Origin of the sequence: Noviherbaspirillum aerium (assembly GCF_008929045.1) — a bacterium.
GTDB lineage: Bacteria > Pseudomonadota > Gammaproteobacteria > Burkholderiales > Burkholderiaceae_D > Noviherbaspirillum > Noviherbaspirillum aerium.
Genome location: NZ_VFAH01000012.1, coordinates 20,180 through 42,831 on the forward strand (window position 1 = coordinate 20,180; position 22,652 = coordinate 42,831).

Annotated in this window: 19 protein-coding genes; 15 read left to right on the forward strand and 4 right to left on the reverse strand. The window is 61.5% G+C overall.

All coding sequences use genetic code 11. The annotated features are described in order from the left end of the window. Positions 1 to 97: 97 nt before the first annotated feature. Positions 98 to 361, reverse strand: a complete 264-nt coding sequence (locus tag FH061_RS17345) for a hypothetical protein (RefSeq protein ID WP_151637098.1) — start codon at positions 359 to 361, stop codon at positions 98 to 100. A 56-nt stretch (positions 362 to 417) separates the two neighbouring features. Here FH061_RS17345 and FH061_RS17350 point away from each other — a divergent pair, with 56 nt between their 5' ends. The 8 genes from FH061_RS17350 (at position 418) to FH061_RS17385 (ending at position 8,491) form a co-directional block, all read left to right on the forward strand. Continuing rightward, on the forward strand, positions 418 to 690 hold the full coding sequence (locus tag FH061_RS17350; protein WP_151637099.1) for a hypothetical protein: 273 nt from the start codon (positions 418 to 420) through the stop codon (positions 688 to 690). Positions 691 to 885: 195 nt separating this feature from the next. Continuing rightward, on the forward strand, positions 886 to 1,221 hold the full coding sequence (locus tag FH061_RS17355) for a hypothetical protein (protein WP_151637100.1): 336 nt from the start codon (positions 886 to 888) through the stop codon (positions 1,219 to 1,221). 249 nt (positions 1,222 to 1,470) lie between these two features. Continuing rightward, the gene (locus FH061_RS17360; protein WP_151637101.1) at positions 1,471 to 2,640 is read left to right on the forward strand and encodes a zinc-dependent alcohol dehydrogenase; all 1,170 of its coding nucleotides are present in this window, start codon (positions 1,471 to 1,473) and stop codon (positions 2,638 to 2,640) included. 32 nt (positions 2,641 to 2,672) lie between these two features. After that, on the forward strand, positions 2,673 to 3,272 hold the full coding sequence (locus FH061_RS17365) for a hypothetical protein (RefSeq protein ID WP_192805115.1): 600 nt from the start codon (positions 2,673 to 2,675) through the stop codon (positions 3,270 to 3,272). 142 nt (positions 3,273 to 3,414) lie between these two features. Then, entirely contained in the window at positions 3,415 to 5,742 is a 2,328-nt protein-coding gene (locus FH061_RS17370) for a sensor histidine kinase (RefSeq protein ID WP_151637102.1), read from the forward strand. After that, positions 5,742 to 6,185, forward strand: coding sequence for a response regulator (locus FH061_RS17375; RefSeq protein ID WP_151637103.1), 444 nt, complete (start codon positions 5,742 to 5,744; stop codon positions 6,183 to 6,185). The genes FH061_RS17370 and FH061_RS17375 overlap by 1 nt, the downstream gene beginning before the upstream one ends. A gap of 24 nt (positions 6,186 to 6,209) precedes the next feature. Further along, positions 6,210 to 7,820 (forward strand): ATP-binding response regulator, encoded by a 1,611-nt coding sequence (locus tag FH061_RS17380; RefSeq protein WP_151637104.1) that lies wholly within the window; start codon positions 6,210 to 6,212, stop codon positions 7,818 to 7,820. Positions 7,821 to 8,071: 251 nt separating this feature from the next. Beyond that, a complete protein-coding gene (locus FH061_RS17385) occupies positions 8,072 to 8,491 on the forward strand; it encodes a VOC family protein (protein WP_151637105.1) in 420 nt (139 codons plus the stop codon). 103 nt (positions 8,492 to 8,594) lie between these two features. Here FH061_RS17385 and FH061_RS17390 read toward each other — a convergent pair whose 3' ends face one another. Further along, positions 8,595 to 10,796 carry a sensor histidine kinase gene (locus FH061_RS17390; protein ID WP_151637106.1) on the reverse strand — a complete coding sequence of 734 codons (2,202 nt, stop codon included), beginning with the start codon at positions 10,794 to 10,796 and terminating at the stop codon, positions 8,595 to 8,597. Between the two features lie 455 nt (positions 10,797 to 11,251). Between FH061_RS17390 and FH061_RS17395 the strand changes: the two genes are divergently transcribed. Next, positions 11,252 to 12,028 (forward strand): glycine-rich domain-containing protein, encoded by a 777-nt coding sequence (locus FH061_RS17395; protein WP_151637107.1) that lies wholly within the window; start codon positions 11,252 to 11,254, stop codon positions 12,026 to 12,028. Between the two features lie 117 nt (positions 12,029 to 12,145). Here the strand turns inward: FH061_RS17395 and FH061_RS17400 are convergent, their stop codons facing one another. Further along, positions 12,146 to 13,753, reverse strand: a complete 1,608-nt coding sequence (locus tag FH061_RS17400) for a sensor domain-containing diguanylate cyclase (RefSeq protein ID WP_151637108.1) — start codon at positions 13,751 to 13,753, stop codon at positions 12,146 to 12,148. A gap of 107 nt (positions 13,754 to 13,860) precedes the next feature. Then, a complete protein-coding gene (locus FH061_RS17405) occupies positions 13,861 to 14,772 on the reverse strand; it encodes a LysR family transcriptional regulator (protein WP_151637109.1) in 912 nt (303 codons plus the stop codon). A 185-nt stretch (positions 14,773 to 14,957) separates the two neighbouring features. Here FH061_RS17405 and gcl point away from each other — a divergent pair, with 185 nt between their 5' ends. The 6 genes from gcl to FH061_RS17435 all read left to right on the forward strand — a co-directional run bounded on the left by gcl (position 14,958) and on the right by FH061_RS17435 (position 22,614). After that, positions 14,958 to 16,733 (forward strand): glyoxylate carboligase, encoded by a 1,776-nt coding sequence (gene gcl / locus FH061_RS17410; protein ID WP_151637110.1) that lies wholly within the window; start codon positions 14,958 to 14,960, stop codon positions 16,731 to 16,733. A gap of 12 nt (positions 16,734 to 16,745) precedes the next feature. Continuing rightward, entirely contained in the window at positions 16,746 to 17,525 is a 780-nt protein-coding gene (gene hyi / locus FH061_RS17415) for a hydroxypyruvate isomerase (protein WP_151637111.1), read from the forward strand. Positions 17,526 to 17,704: 179 nt separating this feature from the next. Continuing rightward, positions 17,705 to 18,592, forward strand: a complete 888-nt coding sequence (gene glxR / locus FH061_RS17420; RefSeq protein WP_151637112.1) for a 2-hydroxy-3-oxopropionate reductase — start codon at positions 17,705 to 17,707, stop codon at positions 18,590 to 18,592. Between the two features lie 48 nt (positions 18,593 to 18,640). Further along, positions 18,641 to 19,909 carry a glycerate kinase type-2 family protein gene (locus FH061_RS17425; RefSeq protein WP_151637113.1) on the forward strand — a complete coding sequence of 423 codons (1,269 nt, stop codon included), beginning with the start codon at positions 18,641 to 18,643 and terminating at the stop codon, positions 19,907 to 19,909. Positions 19,910 to 20,082: 173 nt separating this feature from the next. Beyond that, on the forward strand, positions 20,083 to 21,513 hold the full coding sequence (gene pyk, locus FH061_RS17430) for a pyruvate kinase (RefSeq protein WP_151637114.1): 1,431 nt from the start codon (positions 20,083 to 20,085) through the stop codon (positions 21,511 to 21,513). Between the two features lie 135 nt (positions 21,514 to 21,648). Further along, the gene (locus tag FH061_RS17435) at positions 21,649 to 22,614 is read left to right on the forward strand and encodes a DUF808 domain-containing protein (protein WP_151637115.1); all 966 of its coding nucleotides are present in this window, start codon (positions 21,649 to 21,651) and stop codon (positions 22,612 to 22,614) included. The last annotated feature ends 38 nt before the right edge of the window (positions 22,615 to 22,652 follow it).

The following is a 22,652-nucleotide window of genomic DNA, read 5'->3' on the forward strand; positions in this document are numbered from 1 at the left end:
AGCAATACGATCAACGCGATTTGTCCAATGCGGATTGGACGGTCCTGATTGCGCATATGATCAGAAAGTTCCATAAAAAATATACATATTTTGTACACTAATTGTCTGCAAGCGTACTGAAGCCGCGCGTCGGAAGGAAGACAATGGTTGCCATACCCGCCATGTTGAATTGGCTTCGATCTTGCCAGCCCCCTCCAGACATGTTGAAGACAGGCGAGTAAGCAAGAGCGAGGCAAACAGCAATGGTGTGGAAGCGCGTTTCGGCTTGAAGCGCTTCAAGCGCTTGAAGCAACAGACGAGGGCAAAGCAACGGCTGCCGGACGTCGGCGCCGGGGCAGCCATCGAGCAGGACTTTGTTCATTCATTGACGTCGCCGGCACGGCGCGTACCGGTAACGTTCGAATCCGAAAAGCCAAAATGAATCAACAGACATCTTCGTCCAGATACGATCCCAATCGTTTGCTCAATACCTTGATGGCGCGCCTGTCGCTCAAGAGCGACAGGGAGCTGAGCCGGACATTGCATATCTCCTACAGGCTGCTTGAAAAGATCCGCAGTGGCGCCCTCACCATCAGCCCGTCAATGCTGCTCTGGATGGCGGAATGCGCGCAAACCAGCATCGAGGAATTGCGCAGCATTCTCGGAGACAGGCGAAGCAGGGCGCGGATGAGCTTTGTAAAAGCGACGTGACATTGCGTTAGCCATGCAAGGGGCTTGATTCCCGTATCGGGCCTGTCAATCGGCTGTCCACGGTCGGCTGTGGGCTGCTGGCTACCGGCTGCTCCTCGCCGTCTTGCGACAGGCCCGTTCGCTGGGTTTCCTTGCAGCTATCCCTATTCCATTCCAACAGCCGCCAGCCTGAATGGCGGACAACGCAGAGCACACATGCACTCAGTCTCCTTGAGAGAAACAGCGACGAATCTGGTACGCAGGCCGGTCAACGGCATTGTCATCACCGCAAGCGGACGTTCTATTCCCCAACCGCCGTGGATCATTCCGGATGATCCGGCAACCACGGCTGCCTATGATCAATGGCTCATCGACCAGAGCAGGATCGAGGCGGTCGACACCGGCGAGGAATGGATGATCTGCAGGCTGGCCGGCCTGGATGCCGGCTTCATGGATCCCTCGCTCCGTCATCTGTTGAGCGACTTCCTTTTCGGCCTTCCGGAACCCGAGTTCGAAGCGCGGCACCGGACGGGTTCGTCGCCGGAGGAATAGCCGCGCGCCATGAAGGCAGCGTTGAGGATGTACGGAAACAGCCAGTCCGGAACAGGCATCGCGCGGAAAATTTCGTGCGCAAAAATTTGGCACTTCATCGAAAACCTTTTCCCAGCTTGCTGTCTTAGCAACAGAGGCCGCCAAAAAATCGATACTTGGGACGGCCAAACTTCTCATGCCTGCCCCACGTCATTGCATGTCATTACATGAGATGGCGCGGGCCTGGCATTACTTATCCTGGAGAATTGCATGTTGGCGATGAATTACCGAGGACCGTACCGCGTCCGCGCGCAGCACAAGGAAGAACCCGAGATCGAGCATCCGAATGACGCGATCATCCGCGTCACCCGCTCCTGCATCTGCGGCTCCGATCTGCACCTCTATCACGGGCTGGTGCCGGATACCCGGGTCGGCATGACCTTTGGCCACGAGTTCACCGGCATTGTCGAGGAAGTCGGGCCGTCGGTGCAGAACCTGAAGGTGGGAGATCATGTGCTCGTGCCCTTCAACATCTTCTGCGGTTCCTGCTTCTTCTGCCAGAAGGAGCTTTACAGCAACTGCCACAATACCAATCCGGAAGCCTCGGCCGTCGGCGCCATCTACGGTTACGGGCACATCACGGGAGGATATGACGGCGGGCAAGCCGAATTCGTACGCGTGCCCATGGCTGACGTCGGCCCGATGGTGATTCCCAAGGACCTGCATGTCGACGACGCGGTGCTGCTCACCGACGCCCTTCCCACCGGATATCAGGCGGCCGAGATGGGCGACATCCAAGAGGGCGACACGGTGGTCGTATTCGGGGCCGGACCGGTCGGCATCTTCGCCGCCAAATCGGCCTGGCTGATGGGAGCGGGGCGGGTGATCGTGGTCGATCATGTCGAATACCGCCTGGAGTTCGTGAAGAATTTCGCTCAGTGCGAAGTCGTCAACTTCAAGGAAGTCAACGACATGGCCGAACACATCAAGCGGATGACCGACTGGCTGGGCGCGGATGTCTGCATTGATGCGGTGGGCTGCGAAGCGGCCGGCAACGCGATGCAGCAATTGACAGGGCGCTACATGAAGCTGCAGGCCGGTTCCGCCACGGCGCTGCATTGGGCGATCAATTCGGTCCGCAAGGGCGGCAACGTATCCATCGTCGGCGTCTACGGCCCCACCTTCAACGCCGTCCCGATCGGCAATGCCATCAACAAGGGGCTGACCCTGCGCATGAACCAGGCCAGCGTCAAACGGCATCTTCCGCGGCTGATCGAGCATATCCGGGCCGGACACATCGAGCCCAGGAAGATCATCACTCATCGGGTCCCGCTTGAGGACGTGTCCGATGCCTACCACATCTTCTCCAGCAAGCTGGATAACTGCATCAAGACCATCCTGGTTCCGCCCGGCGTATCCGGCATCGGCCTGGTGCAGTAAGCGTAAATCGGACAACAATCGAGGAGCCCAGCATGGAAGAGCACGCCACGCACCAACACAGCGACTATGATGGCGATCATCGCCATCCGCCCGCAAGAAAACCGCGCGAAGCCTATGCGCACATACCCGGATGGGGAGCGGACCTGGACCACAAGAACAGGCCGGCCTATCCGATGGAGCGCACTCCGCCCCGCCTGGAGAACGTGCATTGGACTCATCCGGAGAACCAGCCCGTCAACGTCAAGGTGTACCACTCGACCGAACGTCCCGGCCTCACGCCGGTGTTCGGCACCAGCACGCCGCCGACCGGAGTGAGCGGCAAGGTCCGGGATGTCGCCTATAAACTCAGCGAGAACGATATCCGGCACTGGCTCCTGCTGTTGCTTGCGGACCGCATCAATGTCGTCGAAGGCATAGGCCAGGACCTGATGCAAGGCCATGTTCCCAACGTCTTTGCGGAGATGGGGGTGCGTGCCGAATACGAGCACAATCCGGCGGGACTGGCGCGCAAGGTGCTGATCGCCTCGGCCGTGATCGGCGCCGGTTACTACCTGCTGAAACGAAACAGGCAAAAGCGGTACGGAAGCCCGCCCCAGCTGCGCGCGCAGCAGGCCGAACTCGACTTTGACTGATTGCTGTTGCTGACCTTAGTCATGGGGGCTCCGGGATGAGCCGGCCGGCGGCGCCTCCGCCCGCCGGCTGCTGAATCAATTGGAAAGGCGAGGATCAAACGGGCTAACGTGAAGATTTTCCTGTTCAGCGCCATCCGATCCGATGCCCACGAAAACATTGCCGTCATTATCGGTGCCCGACAAACGTTGGTCGGTACGCACCTTTCTGATCTGGCTCGTCCTCGCCTGCCTGTTTCCGGGAGTGATCGGTGCCGTTGCGCTGTTCGTGCATCAGTACCGCGAAGGGCGCGCGCAGCAGGAAACAAATACGATCCAGACAGCGCGCGCGCTGGTGCAGGCCATTGACAGCCAGCTGGAAAAAAGCCGGGTGGTTGCGCAAGCGCTGTCGATCGAGGACTCCCTGCTTCGCCATGATCATGCGAAGTTTCACAAGGCGGCGCGCGAGGTGCTGGCCCTGTCCGGTATCGGTGCGAATGTGGTGCTGCGCGACAGCAAGGGACAGCAAGTCGTCAATACCGCCGTAGAGTTCGGCCAGCCATTGCCCCGGCAGCAGGTACCGCAGCAGGTGCAACGGACAATTGACACCGGCAGGCCTACGTTCTCGGATCTCTTCATCGGGGTTCCCCTCGGGCGCCCGATCATGAGCGTCAATGTCCCGGTCATGATCGATGGGCTGCCCGCCTACGTGCTGGGCGTCGGCATCCTGCCGGCGCAGTTCAACGCCGTCCTCAAGGCGCAGAATCTGCCGCCCGGCTGGATTGCGGCGGTCTTCGACAGCAGCGGCACCATTGTCGGGCGCAGCAGGGCACCCGAGCAATTCGTGGGCAACAAGGTGACCGCTCCCTTGTTCCAGGCGATCCTGAAGACGGGCGAGGGATCGATTGAGGCCACGACGCAGGAAGGCTTCGCCGTCGTGTCGGCGTATAGCCGCTCTTCCGTGACGAACTGGGGCGTGGCGATCGGCATTCCCCTCCAGTCCCTGGTCGATGCGCTGCTGGCACGTCTTGCGATACTGGCCGCCGGAGTCGCCGCGCTGTTCGGCATTGGCCTGGTGCTGGCGTGGTTCATGGGAGACAGGATTGCCTATTCGGTGCGGGCGCTGATGAAGCCCGCCGTGGCCCTGGGGCGCGGAGAGCCGCCCAATGTGCCAGAACTGCATTTCCGCGAAGCGGCGGAGGTCGGCTCGGCTATCGACCGTGCTGCCAAGCTGTTGCATCAGCGTTCGGCCGCTCTCGAGGCGCGTGAAACGGAACTGGCTCAAGCGCATGCCCACTTGCGCAATGTGATCGACAGCTCGCCCGCCCTGATCTACCTGAAAGACCTGGATGGCAATCTGCTTCTGGTGAACAGGATGTATGAACAGCTGATCGGCGCTCCGGCTTCTGCCCCTGGCGCCGAGGATGCGCCCCGGAAGGCGATGATCCGCATGCCGGCGCCTGTCCCGGCCAGGTCAAGCGGCATGGGCACGATAGACAGTGCGGACATCAGGGTGATGGAAGGTGCCGGCATCGTGCAATTCGATGAGGACATCAATACGGTGGACGGCGTCCGGCATTTCGCGGTTTCCAAGGGGCCGCTGCGGGATCCCGCGGGCCGGGTGATCGGCATCTGCGCGGCGGCTGTCGATATTACTTCCCTGAAAGTGGCGGAAGCGAAAGTCCGCGTACTGGTGGAGACACTGGAAAGGCGGGTCGAGCAGCGTACCGGAGAATTGAACCAAGCCAATGCGCGGCTGGTGGAAACGAACGCCCGCCTGCAGGACGCCAACGGCCAGCTGGAAGCCTTCAGTTATACGGTGGCGCATGACTTGCGCGCGCCGCTGCGCGGGATTCAAGGCTTCGCCGATGCGGTAAGGGAAGACTTCGAGGACAAGCTGGATGACACCGGCCGGGATTATCTGCAGCGCATCTCCAGGGCAGCCGAGCGGATGGAACGTCTGATTGATGATTTGCTGTCATTCAGCCGCCTGTCGCGCATGGAGCTCGGTCTCGGCACGGTGAGCCTTGATGACGTCTTTGCGGAAGTGCTCGCCAATCTTGCTTCGCAAATTCAAGCGAGCGGCGCGCGCGTGATGCTTGTTCCCGACCTTCCGCATGTCAGGGCCAACAAATCGGCATGCCTCCATATCTTCCAGAACCTGGTGTCGAATGCCATCAAGTTTGCGAGGCCCGATACGCCGCAGCTCATCAGGATATGGACGGAAGCGCCGAACACTGAACAAAGCCCGATGCCATTGGTCCGAATATGTATTGAAGACAATGGAATAGGCATTCCTGCCGCGCAACGGGAGCGCATCTTTAAACCGTTTGAACGCCTGCATGGCATTGACGAGTATGCGGGGACAGGAATAGGTCTTGCCGTGGTCGAAACGGCAGTCCGGCGCATGCACGGTCACTGCGGAGTCGAATCCGAAGTCGGCGCGGGGTCGTGTTTCTGGGTGGAGCTTCCTGCTGTGCATGCGGAGGACTGATGATTCATGAACGTAACATTCTTTTGGTGGAGGACGAGGAAGACGACATCATTCTGATCCGGCGCGCATTGCGAAAGGGTGGAGTCGACGCGCCGATCGACGTGATACGTGACGGCAACGATGCCATGGACTTTTTCGGCAGGGAGGGCAAATACGAATCCCTCCAGCCTGTGCCGTTTCCAACCATCATCCTGCTGGACCTGAAGCTTCCCGGCAGGACCGGCTTTGAGATTCTCGAATACCTCAAGCGCCACGACAAGCTGGCATTGCTGCCGGTGATCGTGTTCACCAATTCGGCGCATGACAACGACATCAGAAAGGCCTATGCGCTTGGAGCGAATTCCTATCTGAAGAAGCCATACACCATGGCGGCGACGACCGAGTTGTTGCGGGCGGTCAGCCACTATTGGCTGGAATGCAACCAGCGTCCTCCGGGCGCATAAAACAATAAGGGAATAGAGGTTGGCATGGCGAATGAACCGATTCATGTCCTTCTGATCGACGATAGCGACGACGACCGCATGCTGGCAAGGCGCGCCATCGCCGGCAGCTTTCCGGATGCGGTGTTTACCGAAGTCGCCACGGCATCCCAGTTCGAACAGCAGGTGGATCAGCGTTTCGACTGCGTGATCACCGACTACCGGCTCGGCTGGGGAGACGGCTTGACCAACCTGAAGCGTCTGAAGGAAAAACATCCCGGACAGCCGGTCATCATGTTTACCAATACCGGCAGCGAGGACATCTGTGCTGCGGGGATGAAAGCGGGCTTATCCGACTATATCGTCAAGCGAAAGCAGGAGTTTCCGAAGCTTCCCGCCGCGGTACACACCGCGCTGGAACTGGCCGCGGCCCGGCAGGCGCTGCAGGAGCGGGAAGCGCGCATCGAGGAACTGTTCGAACGCGAACAGGCCGCGCGGCAGGACGCCGTGCGCGCCAATCATCTGAAGGATGAATTTCTGGCGACCGTGTCCCATGAATTGCGCACCCCGTTGAGCGCGATCCTGGGATGGGCGCACATGCTGCAGCTCGGACGGCTCAGCCGGGAAAAGGAAATCGAGGCGTTCGCCGTCATCGAGCGAAACGCCCGCACCCAGGCCAAGCTGATCGACGATATCCTCGATCTGTCGCGGATCGTATCCGGCACGCTGCGGATCGATCTGAGCCCGCTGGATATGCTTGCCACGCTGCGGGCGGCGCTGGATACGGTGCAGCCTGAAGCCAATGCGAAGGCGATCATCATCACGACCCAGTTCGATCCGATGCCGCCCCAGATACGCGGAGATGCCGCCCGCATACAGCAGGTTGTATTGAACCTGCTGACCAATGCCATCAAGTTCACGCCGGCAGGCGGCACGGTCCATCTCTCGCTTGAGAGAGCCGCGTCGAATCTCCAGATCAGCGTGCGCGATAGCGGGATCGGCATCGACCCGGATTTCCTGCCTCATATATTCGATCGCTTTCGGCAGATGGATATCGGTCCGACGCGACGGCATGGCGGTCTGGGCATTGGCCTTTCCGTCGTCAAAAGCCTGGTGGAAATGCATGGCGGCTTTGTACAGGCCTTCAGCGAGGGAACCGGGAAAGGCGCGCGCTTTGTGGTGAGCTTTCCGGTAGCGGTAATGCGCGAACAGTCGCGTTCCAGAACGGAAAACAGTGAAGGCAGGGACAACTCGGCCTACGAGGTATTGAATGGCCTGCGCATCCTGGTCGTCGACGATGATCCGGACACGCTCGATATCATGCGGCATGTCCTTGAACTATATGGAGCGAATGTGACCACGGTCGGCAGCGCCAGGGAAGCGCTTCAACTTCTGGCGCAGACGAAATTCGATGTCCTGCTTTCCGATATCGGCATGCCCGACGAGGATGGCTTCAGCCTGATCAGGAAAATCAGAAGCTCGACCGGAATCAACCGCGACATTTCAGCTTCCTCGGTAACAGCCTTCGCGCGAAGCCAGGACAGGGAGAAAGCCCTGCTGTCCGGGTTCGACGCTCATCTGGTGAAGCCGGTGGAACCGGGTGAACTGATCGCCGTGGTGCTGTCGCTGGTGAAGCGCAGAATCCGCAAGCCGGGCTGAGGGCGAAATGAACGACATGGGCGAATAAAAGCGGATTGCTCATGCGTGTATGGTCGTTTCGGCCTGCCTCGGTTGCATGGCTGCATTGCTCGTCGCTGGTAGGCCCGCCGACCGGCGCTCCTCCTTGCTGTGCATTCCGAGACAAACCCATTCTTTCGTGCACTGACCTGTAATCCGCTCTAAGCTTTCGCGCGGAATCTTGCCGATCGATGTACATTGATGGACACGCAACCTGGATTGGAGGCCGGTGCATGTTTTCGCATGTTTTTGTCGGTGTGAATGACTTTGAACGGGCGCTTGCCTTTTACGATCCGCTCATGAAAGCTCTCGGCATGCGGCCTCGCTTTTGCGACCGCGAAAGGCCATGGGCAGGATGGCAGCCGGAAGCCGGGCCGCGTCCGCTTTTTCTGATCGGCAGACCGTATGACGAGCATCCCCACGAACCTGGAAACGGGCAGATGATCGCGTTTCTTGCGGAAAGCCGAAGTATCGTGGACCGTGCGCATGAACTTGCTCTGGCCAATGGCGGAGTCTCCGAAGGGCTGCCGGGGCTGAGGCCTGAGTATCACGAAAACTACTACGGGTCATACTTTCGCGACCCCGATGGCAACAAGCTTTGCGTGGCTTGCCACGCGCCCCAGGTGGAAGCCGATTCGGTTCAACACGGTTGACCCGGTACCGCGGCAGGAGCGATGCGCATGCATGGGGGCACGGGTTTGCACACCTTGCTAACGCGTGACTGTGTGACTGTGTGACTGTGTGACTGTCGCCAGTTCAGTGCGTGCTGTCGATCAGATTGATCGGATAATCCTTCTCCACGAGTGGATCAAGCGGAATGTACACGGTCAGCGTCGTGCCTTCGCCGGGGCCGCTGGTAATGCGGAACTCGCCGTTGAGCGCATGGATGCGTTCTTCCACGCCCACCAGCCCGAAGGAGTTCCCTTGCTTGCGGCGTTCGGGGGCGATGCCGATGCCGTCGTCGGTAATGCGCATGACCAGCCGCTTGTCTTCCCGATGCAGTTCAATGATCACGTGGCTTGCCTCGGCATGGCGGATCACATTGGTGAGCGATTCCTGCAGGATGCGAAACAGCGAAGTCGCGCGCGCATCGTCGAGCGTAAATTCGTTTTCATCCATCAGCAGCTCGCAGGTGATGCCGCTGCGGCGGCGGAATTCCGCCACCTGCCATTCGATGGCCGCCGTCAGGCCGAGATCGAGAACGGCCGGACGCAGATTGTTGATGATCGTGCGGACCGTCTTGACCGTGGCGTCGATGTGATTGAGCGCGCCGCGGACCTTCTCGTTGAGCCGGGGATGCGAATCGCCGGTGCGGGCGTCGAGCATCGATACATCGATGCGCAGCGCCAGCAGCGTCTGGCCGAGTTCGTCGTGGATTTCGCGGGCGATGCGCTTGCGCTCCTCCTCCTTGACGCGGTCCTGATACGCGGTCAGGTCGCGCAGCAGTTCCTGTGAGCGCTTGAGGGCTTCCACCGTATGCTTGCGGTCGGTGATATCCATGATCGTGCCGCACAGCAGTGACCGCCGGTCATCCCGGCCGAAGCGGGCGATGCTGTGCACCCAGCGCATCGATCCGTCGAGCCGCATGATCCTGTGTTCAGAATCGAATTCCTTGCCATGGCTGACCGCATGTTCAATACCCTGCCTGATGCGCTCCCTGTCGTCAGGGTGAATGCGGCGCAGGAAGTCTTCAAACCTGGGGCCCTCGCGGAAAAGGCTCACGCCGAAGATGCGATAGGTTTCCGCCGACCAGCCCATGCAGGCATTGCCCGGGTCGAGCGTCCAGCTGCCCAGCCTGGCCATCTGCTGGGCTTCGGCGAGGCTGGCTTCACTGGTGCGCAGGTCCTTGGTCATCTCGCGCGCCAGTTCCACCGCGCGCCGGCGCGCTGTCATCATGGAGTAGTAAATGGAAAACAGCAGGGTCGATGCCACCAGGCCGCCGACCAGTACGATCCAGGCCAGCGAAGTATCAAAGCCATTCAGCATCAGGGACCGCGCCGCCGTGATCTCCGCCTCCCAGACACGGGGGCCGACCGTCATCGACACGCGCTTGAGGAAAAGGTCGCCGGCTGAGGCGCGCATGCCGGATGCCTTGTCGTCACGGCGTTCGGCGCTGTCGAAAATCAGCTGCGGCGCCTGCGGTGCCGACGCGCCCGGGCGCTCGCTGGTGGTCCCGACATCGTATAGACGGATGCGCATGGTATCGAGCATTTTCTTGTCGATCGCGCCGAGCATCAGCTTGTTGATGTCAAAGCCCGCGCCTACGGAGCCATAGTAGGCGGCCCGCCGCTCCGCCACATTCCTGGTAGGCATGCCGCGCCGGTACACTGGCATGCGCATCGCCAGGCCGACATGGCTGTGCGGCCCGGAAATGCGGATCAGCCTGCCGGAAGATATCAGCTGGCCTGAATCGCGGGAGGTAGCCAGAGCGCTCGCAGCCGCCGTATTGGCAGCCATGTCGACGCCGAAAGAGACCCTATTGCTCTCCATCGGTTCGATGTAGGTAAGAATGTTGTATTCGTCACGCTCGCCGGCAGGAGTGACTGCGAATTCAGGATATCCGGTGGGCGACACGCTGGTGTCGCGCCGAACGGCGGCCTCGAACCCATCCTTTTCGGAACGAAGCAGATAACGGCTGAAATTCAGATTGGTGATGCCCGGGAAGTTGCTATCGAGCTTGAGCTCCCGGATGTAGTCGCGGAATTGATCCCGGCCGATGTTATCGGCGGTATAGAACAGGGCGGTGGTTCCGCGCAAGACATCGATATAGGAACGTACCCGGTTCTGGATGGCGAGCTGGGTATTGTCCGCGAAATACTCGAACTGCGACTGCGCCTTGTCTTCGACGATCTGGGTAACCAGGATGTGAAGCAGCAGCGAACCGGTAACCCCAAGCCACCAGGCCGGCGAGGTCAGCAGGGAAATCAAAAAACGGCGTGAGATACGCATCTTGCCCATAAAAATTCGTTCATCTGCTTGTACTGCTTTGCATTCCTGCCGATCCCCGATTCGAATGCCCGCCTGCGCCCGGCACTGCACCTGTCCTTTTGCCACTGCAATCTTTCAATACGCAGTGTACGGACATTCTTGTCCTGCCGCATCCATGAACCGCAGCAAAACCCGGACGGGACACATTCCGTTGGCATTCGGATAATGCCGGAAGCCTGTGTTTCCCCGATGCTTCGTCTTGCAAACCAGCCGCTGCACCGTTACTCCCCATAACCTAACAATATATTGTTCTACGGAAATATGGCGGGCGGAAAGTTTGAGTTGCGTCAATCCCCGTGCGCGTCTGGAAATCAGACGCAATGATATATTTTCCTTCTTGCAATTGCTCGCTTGTCAATATTTCACCATCCCGTTGCGGAAGACAGCGCCCGATCAATCTCCTTATCTCCTTGGAAGGCCGAAAAATGAATCTGCAAACGACCGATCAAAAGACCGTGGAACAAATAATCGAGGCGGTGTTTGCCCTTGATCTCGACCCGATCAAGTTCAAACTGATGGATGCCAAGGAAGGACACGGCTGGACGCGCGAGGAAGCCGACCGCCATGAACTCGAATACCGGCGTTTCCTCGCCCTCGTCGCCAAATATCCCGGGGAAGCCATTACGCCGGATACCAATGTCGACAAATTCTGGCACGGCCACATTCTGGACACCATGAAATACGCCGAGGACTGCGAGCAGGTTTTCGGCTATTTCCTTCATCATTTTCCGTACTTCGGCATGCGCGATGACGAGGATGCCGCCAACCTCGCCGAAGCCGCAGCCAAGACCCGCAGCCTGTACCAGCAGGAATTCGGCCATCTCGATGCTGTCGACGCAAGCTATTGCGCCCGGGTTGCGCAGCCCGCAAGCGCGTACTGCGCACGCGCCGCGCATGGCTTGCCTGAAGCACATCAAGCAGCTGCGGCGAATGCCGCTTCTGCGAGCAATGCCTACTGTGCCCGCGTGGCGGTGCCCGAAGTTCATCGCGCATCCTATTGCGCCCGGGTGGCTGCTCCGCAGCAGTCTTACTGCGCCCGCGTCGCCAAGCCGGATTCAGCTTACTGCGCCCGCGTTGCTGCGCCGGCCGCAGCCGATGCATCGTATTGCGCCCGCACCGCCGCGCCAACGGCAGCGCCGGCCTATCTGGCCAAGGTGATCGGCAAGGGCCGTCCGACGCTTGCATCCGGCGATACCCTTTGATGCGCTGACGCGCTGGTGCCGTGCGGACGCGCCGGCCGGGAGGCATCGCTTCCGGTCGGTACGCCGCGCACCGCAAGGATTGCAAACACCCAAACATCCAAACATCCTGATCGCCGATCAGGTCTCTTCCAGACGAAGAACGATACGATTGCGCCCCTGGTTCTTGGCCTCGTACAAGGCCAGGTCGGCGCGGCGGAGTGTCTCCGTCATGTCGGCTTCGCTTTCCCGGTACTGCGATACGCCGCCGCTGATGCTGACGGCAAGCGGACCGTCAACCGTATCGATCGTCAGTTCCGACACCGTCTTGCGCAAGCGCTCAGCCACCTGGACCGCCACTTCGGGAATGGTGTTAGGCAGCGCCATCACGAATTCCTCACCGCCGAAGCGGGCGAAGATATCGGCCTGGCGCAAGGAATCCCGGCAAGTCGAGGTGAGCATCAGCAGCACCTTGTCGCCGGTGGCATGGCCATGGGTGTCATTGATGCGCTTGAAGTGATCGACGTCGATGGTGATGACCGACAGCGGAAAATGGTGACGCCTGGCAGCGCTTACCATTCTCGGCATGGATTCGAAGAAGAAGCGGCGATTGTAGGCGCCGGTCAGCGGATCCGTGATGGCCGCAAGCCGCAATTCCTCGCTCAGTTGCTGCAGTTCGGCATGTTTCTCTTCAAGCGCGCGATGCGCCTCCTCGAGCGCCAGGCGGGAACGCTCGCGTTCCCGGATGCGATAACGCCACTGGGCCGCATACAGGAGGGAAATCGCAAGCAGCGCCAGGGTGCCGGCCGTCATGGCGGCGATACGGCGCGCGTGCAGTTCGGCGGCGTTCATCGGCACGAGAACGTGCACGGTCCATTGCGCGTTGTCGAGCATGTGCGACTTCTGATAATAAGACACTTCCTCCACGCCGCGCCCCTTCCTCGGGACCTGGGTGATGCTCACCATGCGTCCATCCCCCGCTTCGCGCCCGGCGCTCCCTGCCACCGTCATCGGCAGCGGCGGCTTCAGCACGCCTTCATACTGCCGCGAGGCCGCCAGCCGCGAGCGGGCTTGCTCAGTGAGCGCATGGAGGGAGCGGTATTTCCAGTCGGCTTGCGAGCTGAGAAATATCACCCCGTTTTCATCGGTGACAAAGACCTCGACCTCGTCGGTGGCATCATGCCAGGCCTGGTCAAGTTCGCTCATGTCGATTTTCACTACCGCCACGCCGGCCGGGACGGTGCCGGTGCGCACCGGTTCGGACAGGTAGTACCCCGGCATCAGGCTGGTGGTGCCCATGCCGTAGAAGCTGCCCCTGCCGCCCGCTATCGCTTCCTTGAAATAGGGACGGAACGCATAATTGTGGCCGATGAAGCTCTGCGGCTGATTCCAGTTGCTGGAGGCAATGACCAGTCCATTGCGATCGAGCAGGTAGATCACGGCGGACTTCGCGTTTGCATTGAGCTGTTCCAGAAACTGGTTCGCCTGTTGCGTCCGTCCGGCTTCCTGCCGGGAGCGGAACAAGTCCACCACCTGCGGATGCGAGGCAATCATCCCCGGCAGATAGCTGTACTTTTCGGTCGGCGCGAACAGCGCCGTTCTGGCCGCCGCCAGGCGCATGTCCGCCCTTGATTTGATGTCGGCGGTCTCGTGGCGCAGGCTCCATGTGTAGCTCGCATAGGCAACCAGCGCGATGACAATCGCGCAGAATGCGGCATTGCGCAAACGGACTGCAAAGTCCCGGTTCATGGCGTCGGCGCCCTTGGCTTGTCGGCTTTCATTGGCGTGTGGCGGTGCGTTGATGCGTTGATGTGCGTTGGTACGATTGCGCGGTGACGCATTGGCGCGTCACGGCTTCAGGCGGCGCGCCTCCAGTATCCCGGCTGCGCATATACGGACCTGAGCATGTCGATGAAAAAGCGGATCTTGGCCGGCAGGTGCCGCTGCTGGGGATAGACCGCCATGATGTCGTAGTTGTCGAGTGCGTATTCGTCGAGTACGGTAATCAGTTGCCCCGAAGCCAGTTCCGACTGGATTTCCCAGGTGGAGCGCCACGCCAGCCCAAGGCTTTCGCAGGCCCAGCGGTGCAGCAGTTCGCCATCGTTGCAATCCAGGCTGCCGTTGACCTTGATTGTCACCGGTTTGCCGTTCTGCTGGAAATACCAGCCGCGCTGCTGTCCGCCCTGCAGGTTGAACGCCAGGCAATTGTGGTGTTCCAGGTCTTCCAGCGTGCGCGGAATGCCGTTGCGCTCGAAATATTCAGGCGTGCCGCAGACCACCCGCCGGTTGCTGGCCAGCTTCACCGCCACGAAATTCGGATCGATCGCGCCGCCGATGCGGATGCTCAGGTCATAGCCCTCGCGCACCAGGTCGACCACGCGGTCAGTCAGGTTGAAGGAGATCTGCACATCCGGATTGGCGGCAATGAAGGCCGGCGCATGCGGCGCCACATGCTTGCGGCCGTAAGCGGCCGGCGCCGACACCACCAGATGGCCGGTGGCCTTGTGGCGGCCTTCGGCAATGATCTTTTCCGCATGGTCGAGATCGCCCAGCAGCTTGCGGCAATGGTCGAGAAAGACCGTGCCTTCCTCGGTCAGGGTCAGATGGCGCGTGGTGCGGTGCATCAGCTTGACGCCGAGACGCTTCTCCAGCGCATCGATGCGGCGGCCCAGCATGACCGGCGTGATGTTCTGTTCCAGCGCGGCACGAGCCAGGCTGCCCTTTTCAATGACGTCGACGAAGGCTTCGATCTGCTTGAACTTGTCCATGGCGGCAATAGGAAAGACGGTCTGAAGTCGCCTTGTAGTGGAAGGAGGAAATAACTGTAACTTGTAAAAGTCCTCATTATTCCATATCAGGAGTATCGAATAAAGCGATTATTTGTGTTCTTATCAAACAATATGTTCGCCTATAGACTCGGTCCATCGAATTTTGACTGTGTCCAGGAGGATGTATGGCAAGGATGACCGCAGCGGAAGCGGCGATTCACGTGTTGGAAAAGGAAGGCATTGCCCAGGCGTTCGGCGTGCCGGGCGCGGCGATCAACCCGTTCTATGCAGCATTGAAGAAGCGCGGCAGCATCAAGCATATTCTTGCGCGCCACGTGGAAGGCGCGTCGCACATGGCCGAAGGCTATACCCGCGCCAAGCCGGGCAACATCGGCCTTTGCATCGGCACTTCCGGCCCGGCCGGCACCGATATGATCACCGGACTGTATTCGGCCCAGGCGGATTCCATTCCCATCCTGTGCGTGACCGGCCAGGCGCCGCGCGCCCGCCTGTACAAGGAAGATTTCCAGGCGGTCGATATCGAATCCATCGCCAAGCCGGTGACCAAGTGGGCCGTCACCGTGCGCGAGCCGGCACTGGTGCCGCGCGTGTTCCAGCAGGCTTTCCACCTGATGCGCTCGGCGCGCCCGGGCCCGGTGCTGATCGACCTGCCGTTCGATGTGCAGATGGCCGAGATCGAGTTCGATCCCGACACTTACGAGCCGCTGCCGGTCTACAAGCCGTCCGCCACCCGCGCGCAGATCGAGAAGGCGCTGGCCATGCTCAATGCAGCCGAGCGCCCGCTGATCACCGCCGGCGGCGGCATCATCAATGCCAATGCATCGGAGCTGCTGGTGGAATTCGCCGAAGTCACCGGCGTTCCGGTCATCCCGACGCTGATGGGCTGGGGCGCGATCCCCGACGACCATCCGCTGATGGCCGGCATGGTCGGCCTGCAGACCAGCCACCGCTACGGCAATGCCACCATGCTGGAATCGGACTTCGTGCTTGGCATCGGCAACCGCTGGGCCAACCGCCATACCGGTTCCGTCGATGTCTTCACCCAGGGCCGCAAGTTCGTGCATGTCGATATCGAACCGACCCAGATCGGCCGCGTCTTCGGCCCGGATCTCGGCATCGTGTCGGATGCCGGCGCGGCGCTCAAGCTGTTCGTGGAAGTGGCGAAGGAATGGGCTGCCGCCGGCAAGCTCAAGGACCGCAAGAGCTGGGTATCGTCCTGCCAGCAGCGCAAGCGCACCCTGCTGCGCCGGACCAATTTCGACAACGCGCCGATCAAGCCGCAGCGCGTCTATGAAGAGATGAACCGCGCCTTCGGCCGCGACACCTGCTATGTCAGCACCATCGGCCTGTCGCAGATCGCCGCCGCGCAGTTCCTGCATGTCTACAAGCCGCGCCACTGGATCAACTGCGGCCAGGCGGGCCCGCTGGGCTGGACGATTCCGGCGGCGCTCGGCGTATGCGCCGCCGATCCGGACCGCCCGGTGGTGGCAATATCCGGCGACTACGACTTCCAGTTCATGATCGAGGAACTCGCGGTCGGCGCGCAATTCAACCTGCCTTACCTGCATGTGGTGGTGAACAACTCCTACCTTGGCCTGATCCGCCAGTCGCAGCGCGGCTTCGACATGGATTATTGCGTGCAGCTGGCCTTCGAGAACATCAATGCGCCGGAACTCAACGGCTACGGCGTCGACCACGTCGCCGTGGTGGAAGGGCTGGGCTGCAAGGCGATCCGCGTGACTAAGCCGCAGGATATCCAGGATGCCTTCGGCCAGGCGCGGGCATGGATGCGCCAGTACCGCGTGCCAGTGGTGGTCGAGATCATCCTCGAACGCGTGACCAATGTGTCGATGGGCACCGAGATCAACAACATCAGCGAGTTCGAAGAACTGGCGGAAAAGCCGGAGCATGCGCCGACGGCCATCGCCCTGCTGGATTGAGGAGGAGAGCAGATGACGAAGTTAGCAGCGAACCTGACGATGCTCTTCAACGAGCATCCCTTCATGGAGCGTTTCGAAGCGGCGGCGCGCGCCGGCTTCCGCGGCGTGGAGTTCCTGTTCCCGTATGCCTTCCATGCGGACCAGATCGCCGACAAGCTCAATGCCTATCAGCTCGACCTGGTCCTGCACAATCTGCCGGCGGGCAACTGGGAAGCTGGCGAGCGCGGCATCGCCTGCCATCCCGACCGTGTCAGTGAATTCCGGGAAGGCGTCGATGAAGCGATCCGCTATGCGAAGGTGCTCGGCACCAAGCAGCTCAATTGCCTGGTCGGCAAGCTGCCCCAGGGCGTGAGCCGCGAACAGGCGCGCGAGACGGTCGTGGGCAATCTGAAGTATGCGGCCGACATGCTCAAGGAGCACAAGCTGCATCTGCTGATCGAGCCGATCAACGACTTCGACATTCCCGGCTTCTTCCTGACGCGCACCCAGCAGGCGATCGACCTTATCCGCGATACCGGATCGGGCAACATCTACCTGCAGTACGACATCTATCACATGCAGCGCATGGAAGGCGAGATAGCCAACACCATCAAGGCCAACCGCGACATCATCCGTCACATCCAGCTGGCGGACAATCCGGGGCGTTTCGAGCCGGGCACCGGCGAGATCAACTACCGCTACCTGTTCAGGATGCTGGACGAGATCGGGTATGAGGGATGGATCGGCTGTGAATACAAGCCGAGGGCGGGGACGGTCGAGGGACTGGGCTGGCGTCAGGAGCACGGGGTTTGAGGGGTGAGGGCGGTTGCCTAGACAGCAGCAGGACTTGCCATCACCCTCATCCCCGGCCCTTCTCCCGCCCGCGGGAGAAGGGAGCCAAAACCTGCAACCGCTCCAGACAATCGGAGAACAAACCAATCGGGATCGGGCGCGATGCGCTTCGAATCTAAAACAAGACAATGGAGAACAACATGGCAAAAATCGGTTTCATCGGACTCGGCATCATGGGCGCGCCCATGGCAGGGCATCTGCAGGCGGGCGGCCACAAGCTCTACCTGCATGACCAGAAAAATCCCCCGTATCAGCTGATCGAAGGCGGCGCCACCGTCTGCACGTCCGGGTCGGAAGTCGCCAAGCGCGCCGACATCATCATCGTCATGGTGCCGGACACGCCGCACGTCGAAGCCGTGCTGTTCGGCGAGAACGGCGTTGCCGCCGGCCTGGAAAAGGGCAAGATCGTGGTCGACATGAGCTCGATCTCGCCGATCGCCACCAAGCAGTTCGCCAGGCGCATCAATGAACTGGGATGCGAATATCTCGACGCACCCGTTTCCGGCGGCGAAGTCGGCGCCAAGGCGGCTTCCCTGACCATCATGGTGGGCGGTTCGGAGAGCGCGTTCAACGACGTCAAGCCGCTGTTCGAACTGATGGGCAAGAACATCACGCTGGTCGGCGGCAACGGCGACGGCCAGACCACCAAGGTGGCCAACCAGATCATCGTCGCGCTCAATATCCAGGCCGTGGCCGAAGCCTTGCTGTTCGCCTCCAAGGCGGGCGCCGATCCGGCGCGCGTGCGGCAGGCGCTGATGGGCGGGTTTGCGTCGTCGCGCATTCTTGAAGTGCACGGCGAGCGCATGGTCAAGCGCACCTTCAATCCCGGCTTCCGCATCGAACTGCATCAGAAGGATTTGAACCTTGCGCTGCAGGGCGCCAAGGCGCTGGGCGTGTCGCTGCCCAATACCGCCGCCGCCCAGGAACTGATGAACGCCTGCGCCGCCAACGGCATGAGCGGCCTCGACCACTCGGCGCTGTGCCGCGCGATCGAGCTGATGTCGAACCATGAGATCGCCAAGGGCTGATTTGCGTACAATAAAGCTCGCCTTGTCCATTTCCTGAAAGCAGCCAACATGCCAGATATCAACGCCCGCCAACTCCTGCTTGACATGTATGCCGCCGCCGTCGGCGCGGTCAGTGCCGACAAATGCCTGCCCGCCTTCCTGCCTGCGCCTTCGCCGAACGGCAGGACGCTGGTGATCGGCGCCGGCAAGGGGGCGGCGGCCATGGCCAAGGCGGTCGAGGAGCACTGGCAGGGCGAGATCGGCGGCCTGGTCGTCACCCGCTACGGTCACGGCGCCGATTGCCGCAAGATCGAAGTGGTGGAGGCGGCGCACCCGGTGCCGGACGAAGCCGGCCGCCGCGCCGCCGGCCGCATGATGGAAATGGTGAAGGGCCTGAGCGAGAACGACCTGGTGCTTTGCCTGATTTCCGGCGGCGGTTCGTCCTTGCTGGCATTGCCGGGAGAGGGCATTACCCTGGAGCAGAAGCAGGCGGTCAACAAGGCGCTGCTCAAGAGCGGTGCCAACATTTCCGAAATGAACTGCGTGCGCAAGCATTTTTCCGCCATCAAGGGCGGACGCCTGGCGCTGGCCTGCGCACCGGCGCGCGTCGTCACGCTGCTGATTTCGGATGTGCCGGGCGACGACCCCGGCGTCATCGCCAGCGGCCCGACGCTGCCCGATCCGACCACCTGCGAACAGGCGCTGGCGATCCTGCGCAAGTATGCGATCGAGGTGCCGGACAACATGCTCAAGACACTGACTTCCGGCGCGGGAGAGACACCCAAGCCGGACGATCCGCGCTTCGCCCGCAACAGCCATCATGTCATCGCCACCGCGCAGCAGGCGCTGGAGGCCGCCGCCGACGTTGCCCGTGGCGCCGGCATCACGCCTTACATTCTCTCGGACGAAATGGAAGGCGAAGCGCGCGATGTCGGCATGGTGCATGCGGCGCTGGCGCGGCAGGTGGCGCTGCGCGGCCAGCCGTTCCAGAAGCCCTGCGTCATCATTTCCGGCGGCGAAACCACGGTGACGGTGTGCGGCAAGGGACGGGGAGGGCGCAATGCGGAATTCCTGCTCAGCTTCGCCGCCACGCTCAACGGCCTGCCGGATGTGCATGCGATCGCCTGCGATACCGACGGCATCGACGGTTCCGAGGACAATGCCGGCGCCGTCTATCAGCCCGATTCCGTCGCACGCGCGGAAAAGCTCGGCAAGCGCGCCCGCGCCATGCTGGACAACAACGACGGCTACGGCTTCTTCGATGCGCTCGGCGACCTTGTCGTCACCGGGCCGACGCGCACCAACGTCAATGATTTCAGGGCCGTTCTGATTCTCTGAGCTTGACCGGTCCGGCATGCGCCGGACCTTCCTTCTTGGAGCGTCTATCAAACTGCCGCTTGCCGCGTTGCACCCCCTTGCCATCGGCATTTTGATAGACGCTCTTAAGCTTTTGACCCGCCACTCCCGGTCTTCGCCGGGAGCAGGCCCTCTTTTACCCGTTTGGAAGCAACATGACCCGACGTCAACGCAAGGCAAAAATTGTCGCCACTCTCGGCCCCGCCAGTTCATCCAAGGAAGCGATACAGGCGCTGTTCGAAGCAGGCGCAGATGTGTTCCGCTTCAACTTCAGCCACGGCACGCATGAAGACCACCGCAACCGCTACGACATCGTGCGCGAAGTCGAGCGCAGCGTGGGCCGGCCGATTGCCATCCTTGCCGATCTGCAGGGGCCGAAGCTGCGCATCGGCCAGTTCGCCGAAGGACGCGTGACGCTGGCGGCGGGCGATGAATTCCGGCTCGACCGCAACCCGGCGCCGGGAAGCCGGCAGCGCGTCTGCCTGCCGCATCCGGAACTGTTCGAAGTGATCACCGCCGGCCAGTCGCTGCTGCTTGATGACGGCAAGCTGAAGCTGCAGGTACTCGATAGCGGCGGCGACGCCATCTTCACGAAGGTGGTCAACGGCGGCGTGCTGTCCGACCGCAAGGGCGTGAACGTGCCCGATGTGGTGCTGCCGATTCCCGCGCTGACCGACAAGGACAAGCGCGACCTGGAATTCGCGCTCGCGCTCGGCGTCGACTGGGTTGCGCTGTCGTTCGTGCAGCGCCCCGAGGATCTGCTGCAGGCGCGCGATTTGATACAGGGCCGAGCCGGCCTGCTGGCCAAGCTGGAAAAGCCGGCGGCGCTCGATCGGCTGGAAGACATCGTCAAGGCCTCCGACGCGGTGATGGTGGCCCGCGGCGATCTCGGCGTCGAACTGCCTCCCGAGCGCGTGCCCGGGGTGCAGAAGCGCATCCTGCGCAGCTGCAGCAGGCAAGGCAAGCCGGTGGTGATCGCCACGCAGATGCTGGAATCCATGATTTCGGCGCCGGTGCCCACCCGGGCGGAAGCCTCGGATGTGGCCACCGCCATCTATGACGGCGCCGATGCGGTGATGCTGTCGGCCGAATCGGCGAGCGGCGCCTATCCGGTGCAGGCGGTGGCGATGATGGACCGCATCATCACCGAGGTGGAACGCGATCCGCAATACCGCAGCGTGATCGATGCGCACCGCGGCGAGCCGTTGCCGACGCGGGGCGATGCGATCTGTTCGGCGCTGCGCAGCGTGACGCAGATCATCGGCGCGCAGGTCACGATTACCTACACCACTTCAGGCCATACCAGCCTGCGGGCGGCGCGCGAGCGCCCGGCGGCGCCCATCCTGAGCATCACGCCGCACCTGTCCACCGCGCGCAAACTGGCCCTGGCCTGGGGCGTGCACACGACGGTAAGCCCGGATGTGCGCAGCGTAGACGAAATGGTTGCCGCGGCATGCCGTACCGCCTTGCGCGAGCAGTTCGCGCGCCCTGGAGACCTGGTGGCGATCGCGGCGGGCATGCCGTTCGCCGAATCCGGGACCACCAACCTGCTGCGGATTGCGGAAGTATGGGAGCAGACCGTATAGCTGAAACGGCATTCTTCATGAAACTCCGGGACGGGTGTGCCGATCAAATCACGCTCGGCTCGCGCGCTGTTCACATTGCACTGGTTTTCCATTGACGATCGGACGCGCGGAGTCCTTCATGATAAAGGGAATGCCATGGCAAGCAGCCTTCTAGCCGTACTTGACGATATCGCCTATCTGCTTGACGACGTTTCCGCAATGAGCAAGCTCGCCGCGAAGAAAGTCACGGGCGTATTGTCCGATGACATTGCGGTGAATGCGAACCAGGTGTCCGGCTTCGCATCGAGCAGGGAATTGCCCGTGGTGTGGGCTGTTGCCAAGGGTTCCTTTCTCAACAAGGCCATTCTTGCGCCGCTGGCGCTTGCCATCGTGGCCTTCGCGCCGTGGGCTCTCACGCCGCTGCTGATGGCTGGCGGGGCGTTTCTCTGTTTCGAAGGCGCCGAAAAGCTGTATCACCGATGGCTGCGCGATCCGGCGGAGATCGAAGCGCGTCGCCAGGCGCTGGTCGATACGGCCGTGCATTCGCCGGCCGATATCCTTGCAATGGAAAAAGGCAAGATACGCGCGGCGATACGCACCGACGCCATTCTGAGCGGGGAAATCATCGCCGTGTCGCTGGGCACGATGCAGGGCGCGCCGCTGCTGGAGCAGGCGGCATCGCTGGCCGTCATTTCTGTCGTGATGACGGCAGGGGTGTACGGACTGGTGACAGCCATCGTCAAGCTCGACGATATCGGCATCCATCTTGCCTCCGCAAGCGGGACAGGCATCCTCAAAGCCGCCAGGCATTCATCGGGACGCATCCTGCTCCTTGGCGCTCCCTATCTGATGAAGTCGCTTTCGGTTGTCGGAACGATCGCCATGTTCCTGGTCGGCGGCGGCATCATTACCCACGGCATCCCGGCTTCGCACGACATCATCGACAGCCTTGTCCACGGTAGCAAAGCCGCAGGACTGCATGCAGGCGCGATGACCGGCGTCGCCGATGCCTTCGTTTCCCTGCTGGCGAACTTCGTTGTCGGCATCCTGGTCGGTACCGCGGTGCTTCTACTCCTGGCGCTGGTCAGGACGCTGAGCGGGCACGCCCGTCGCGGCGCATGATTAACGATCTGGCATGCTGCGCAGCAGCGAGCGGATTC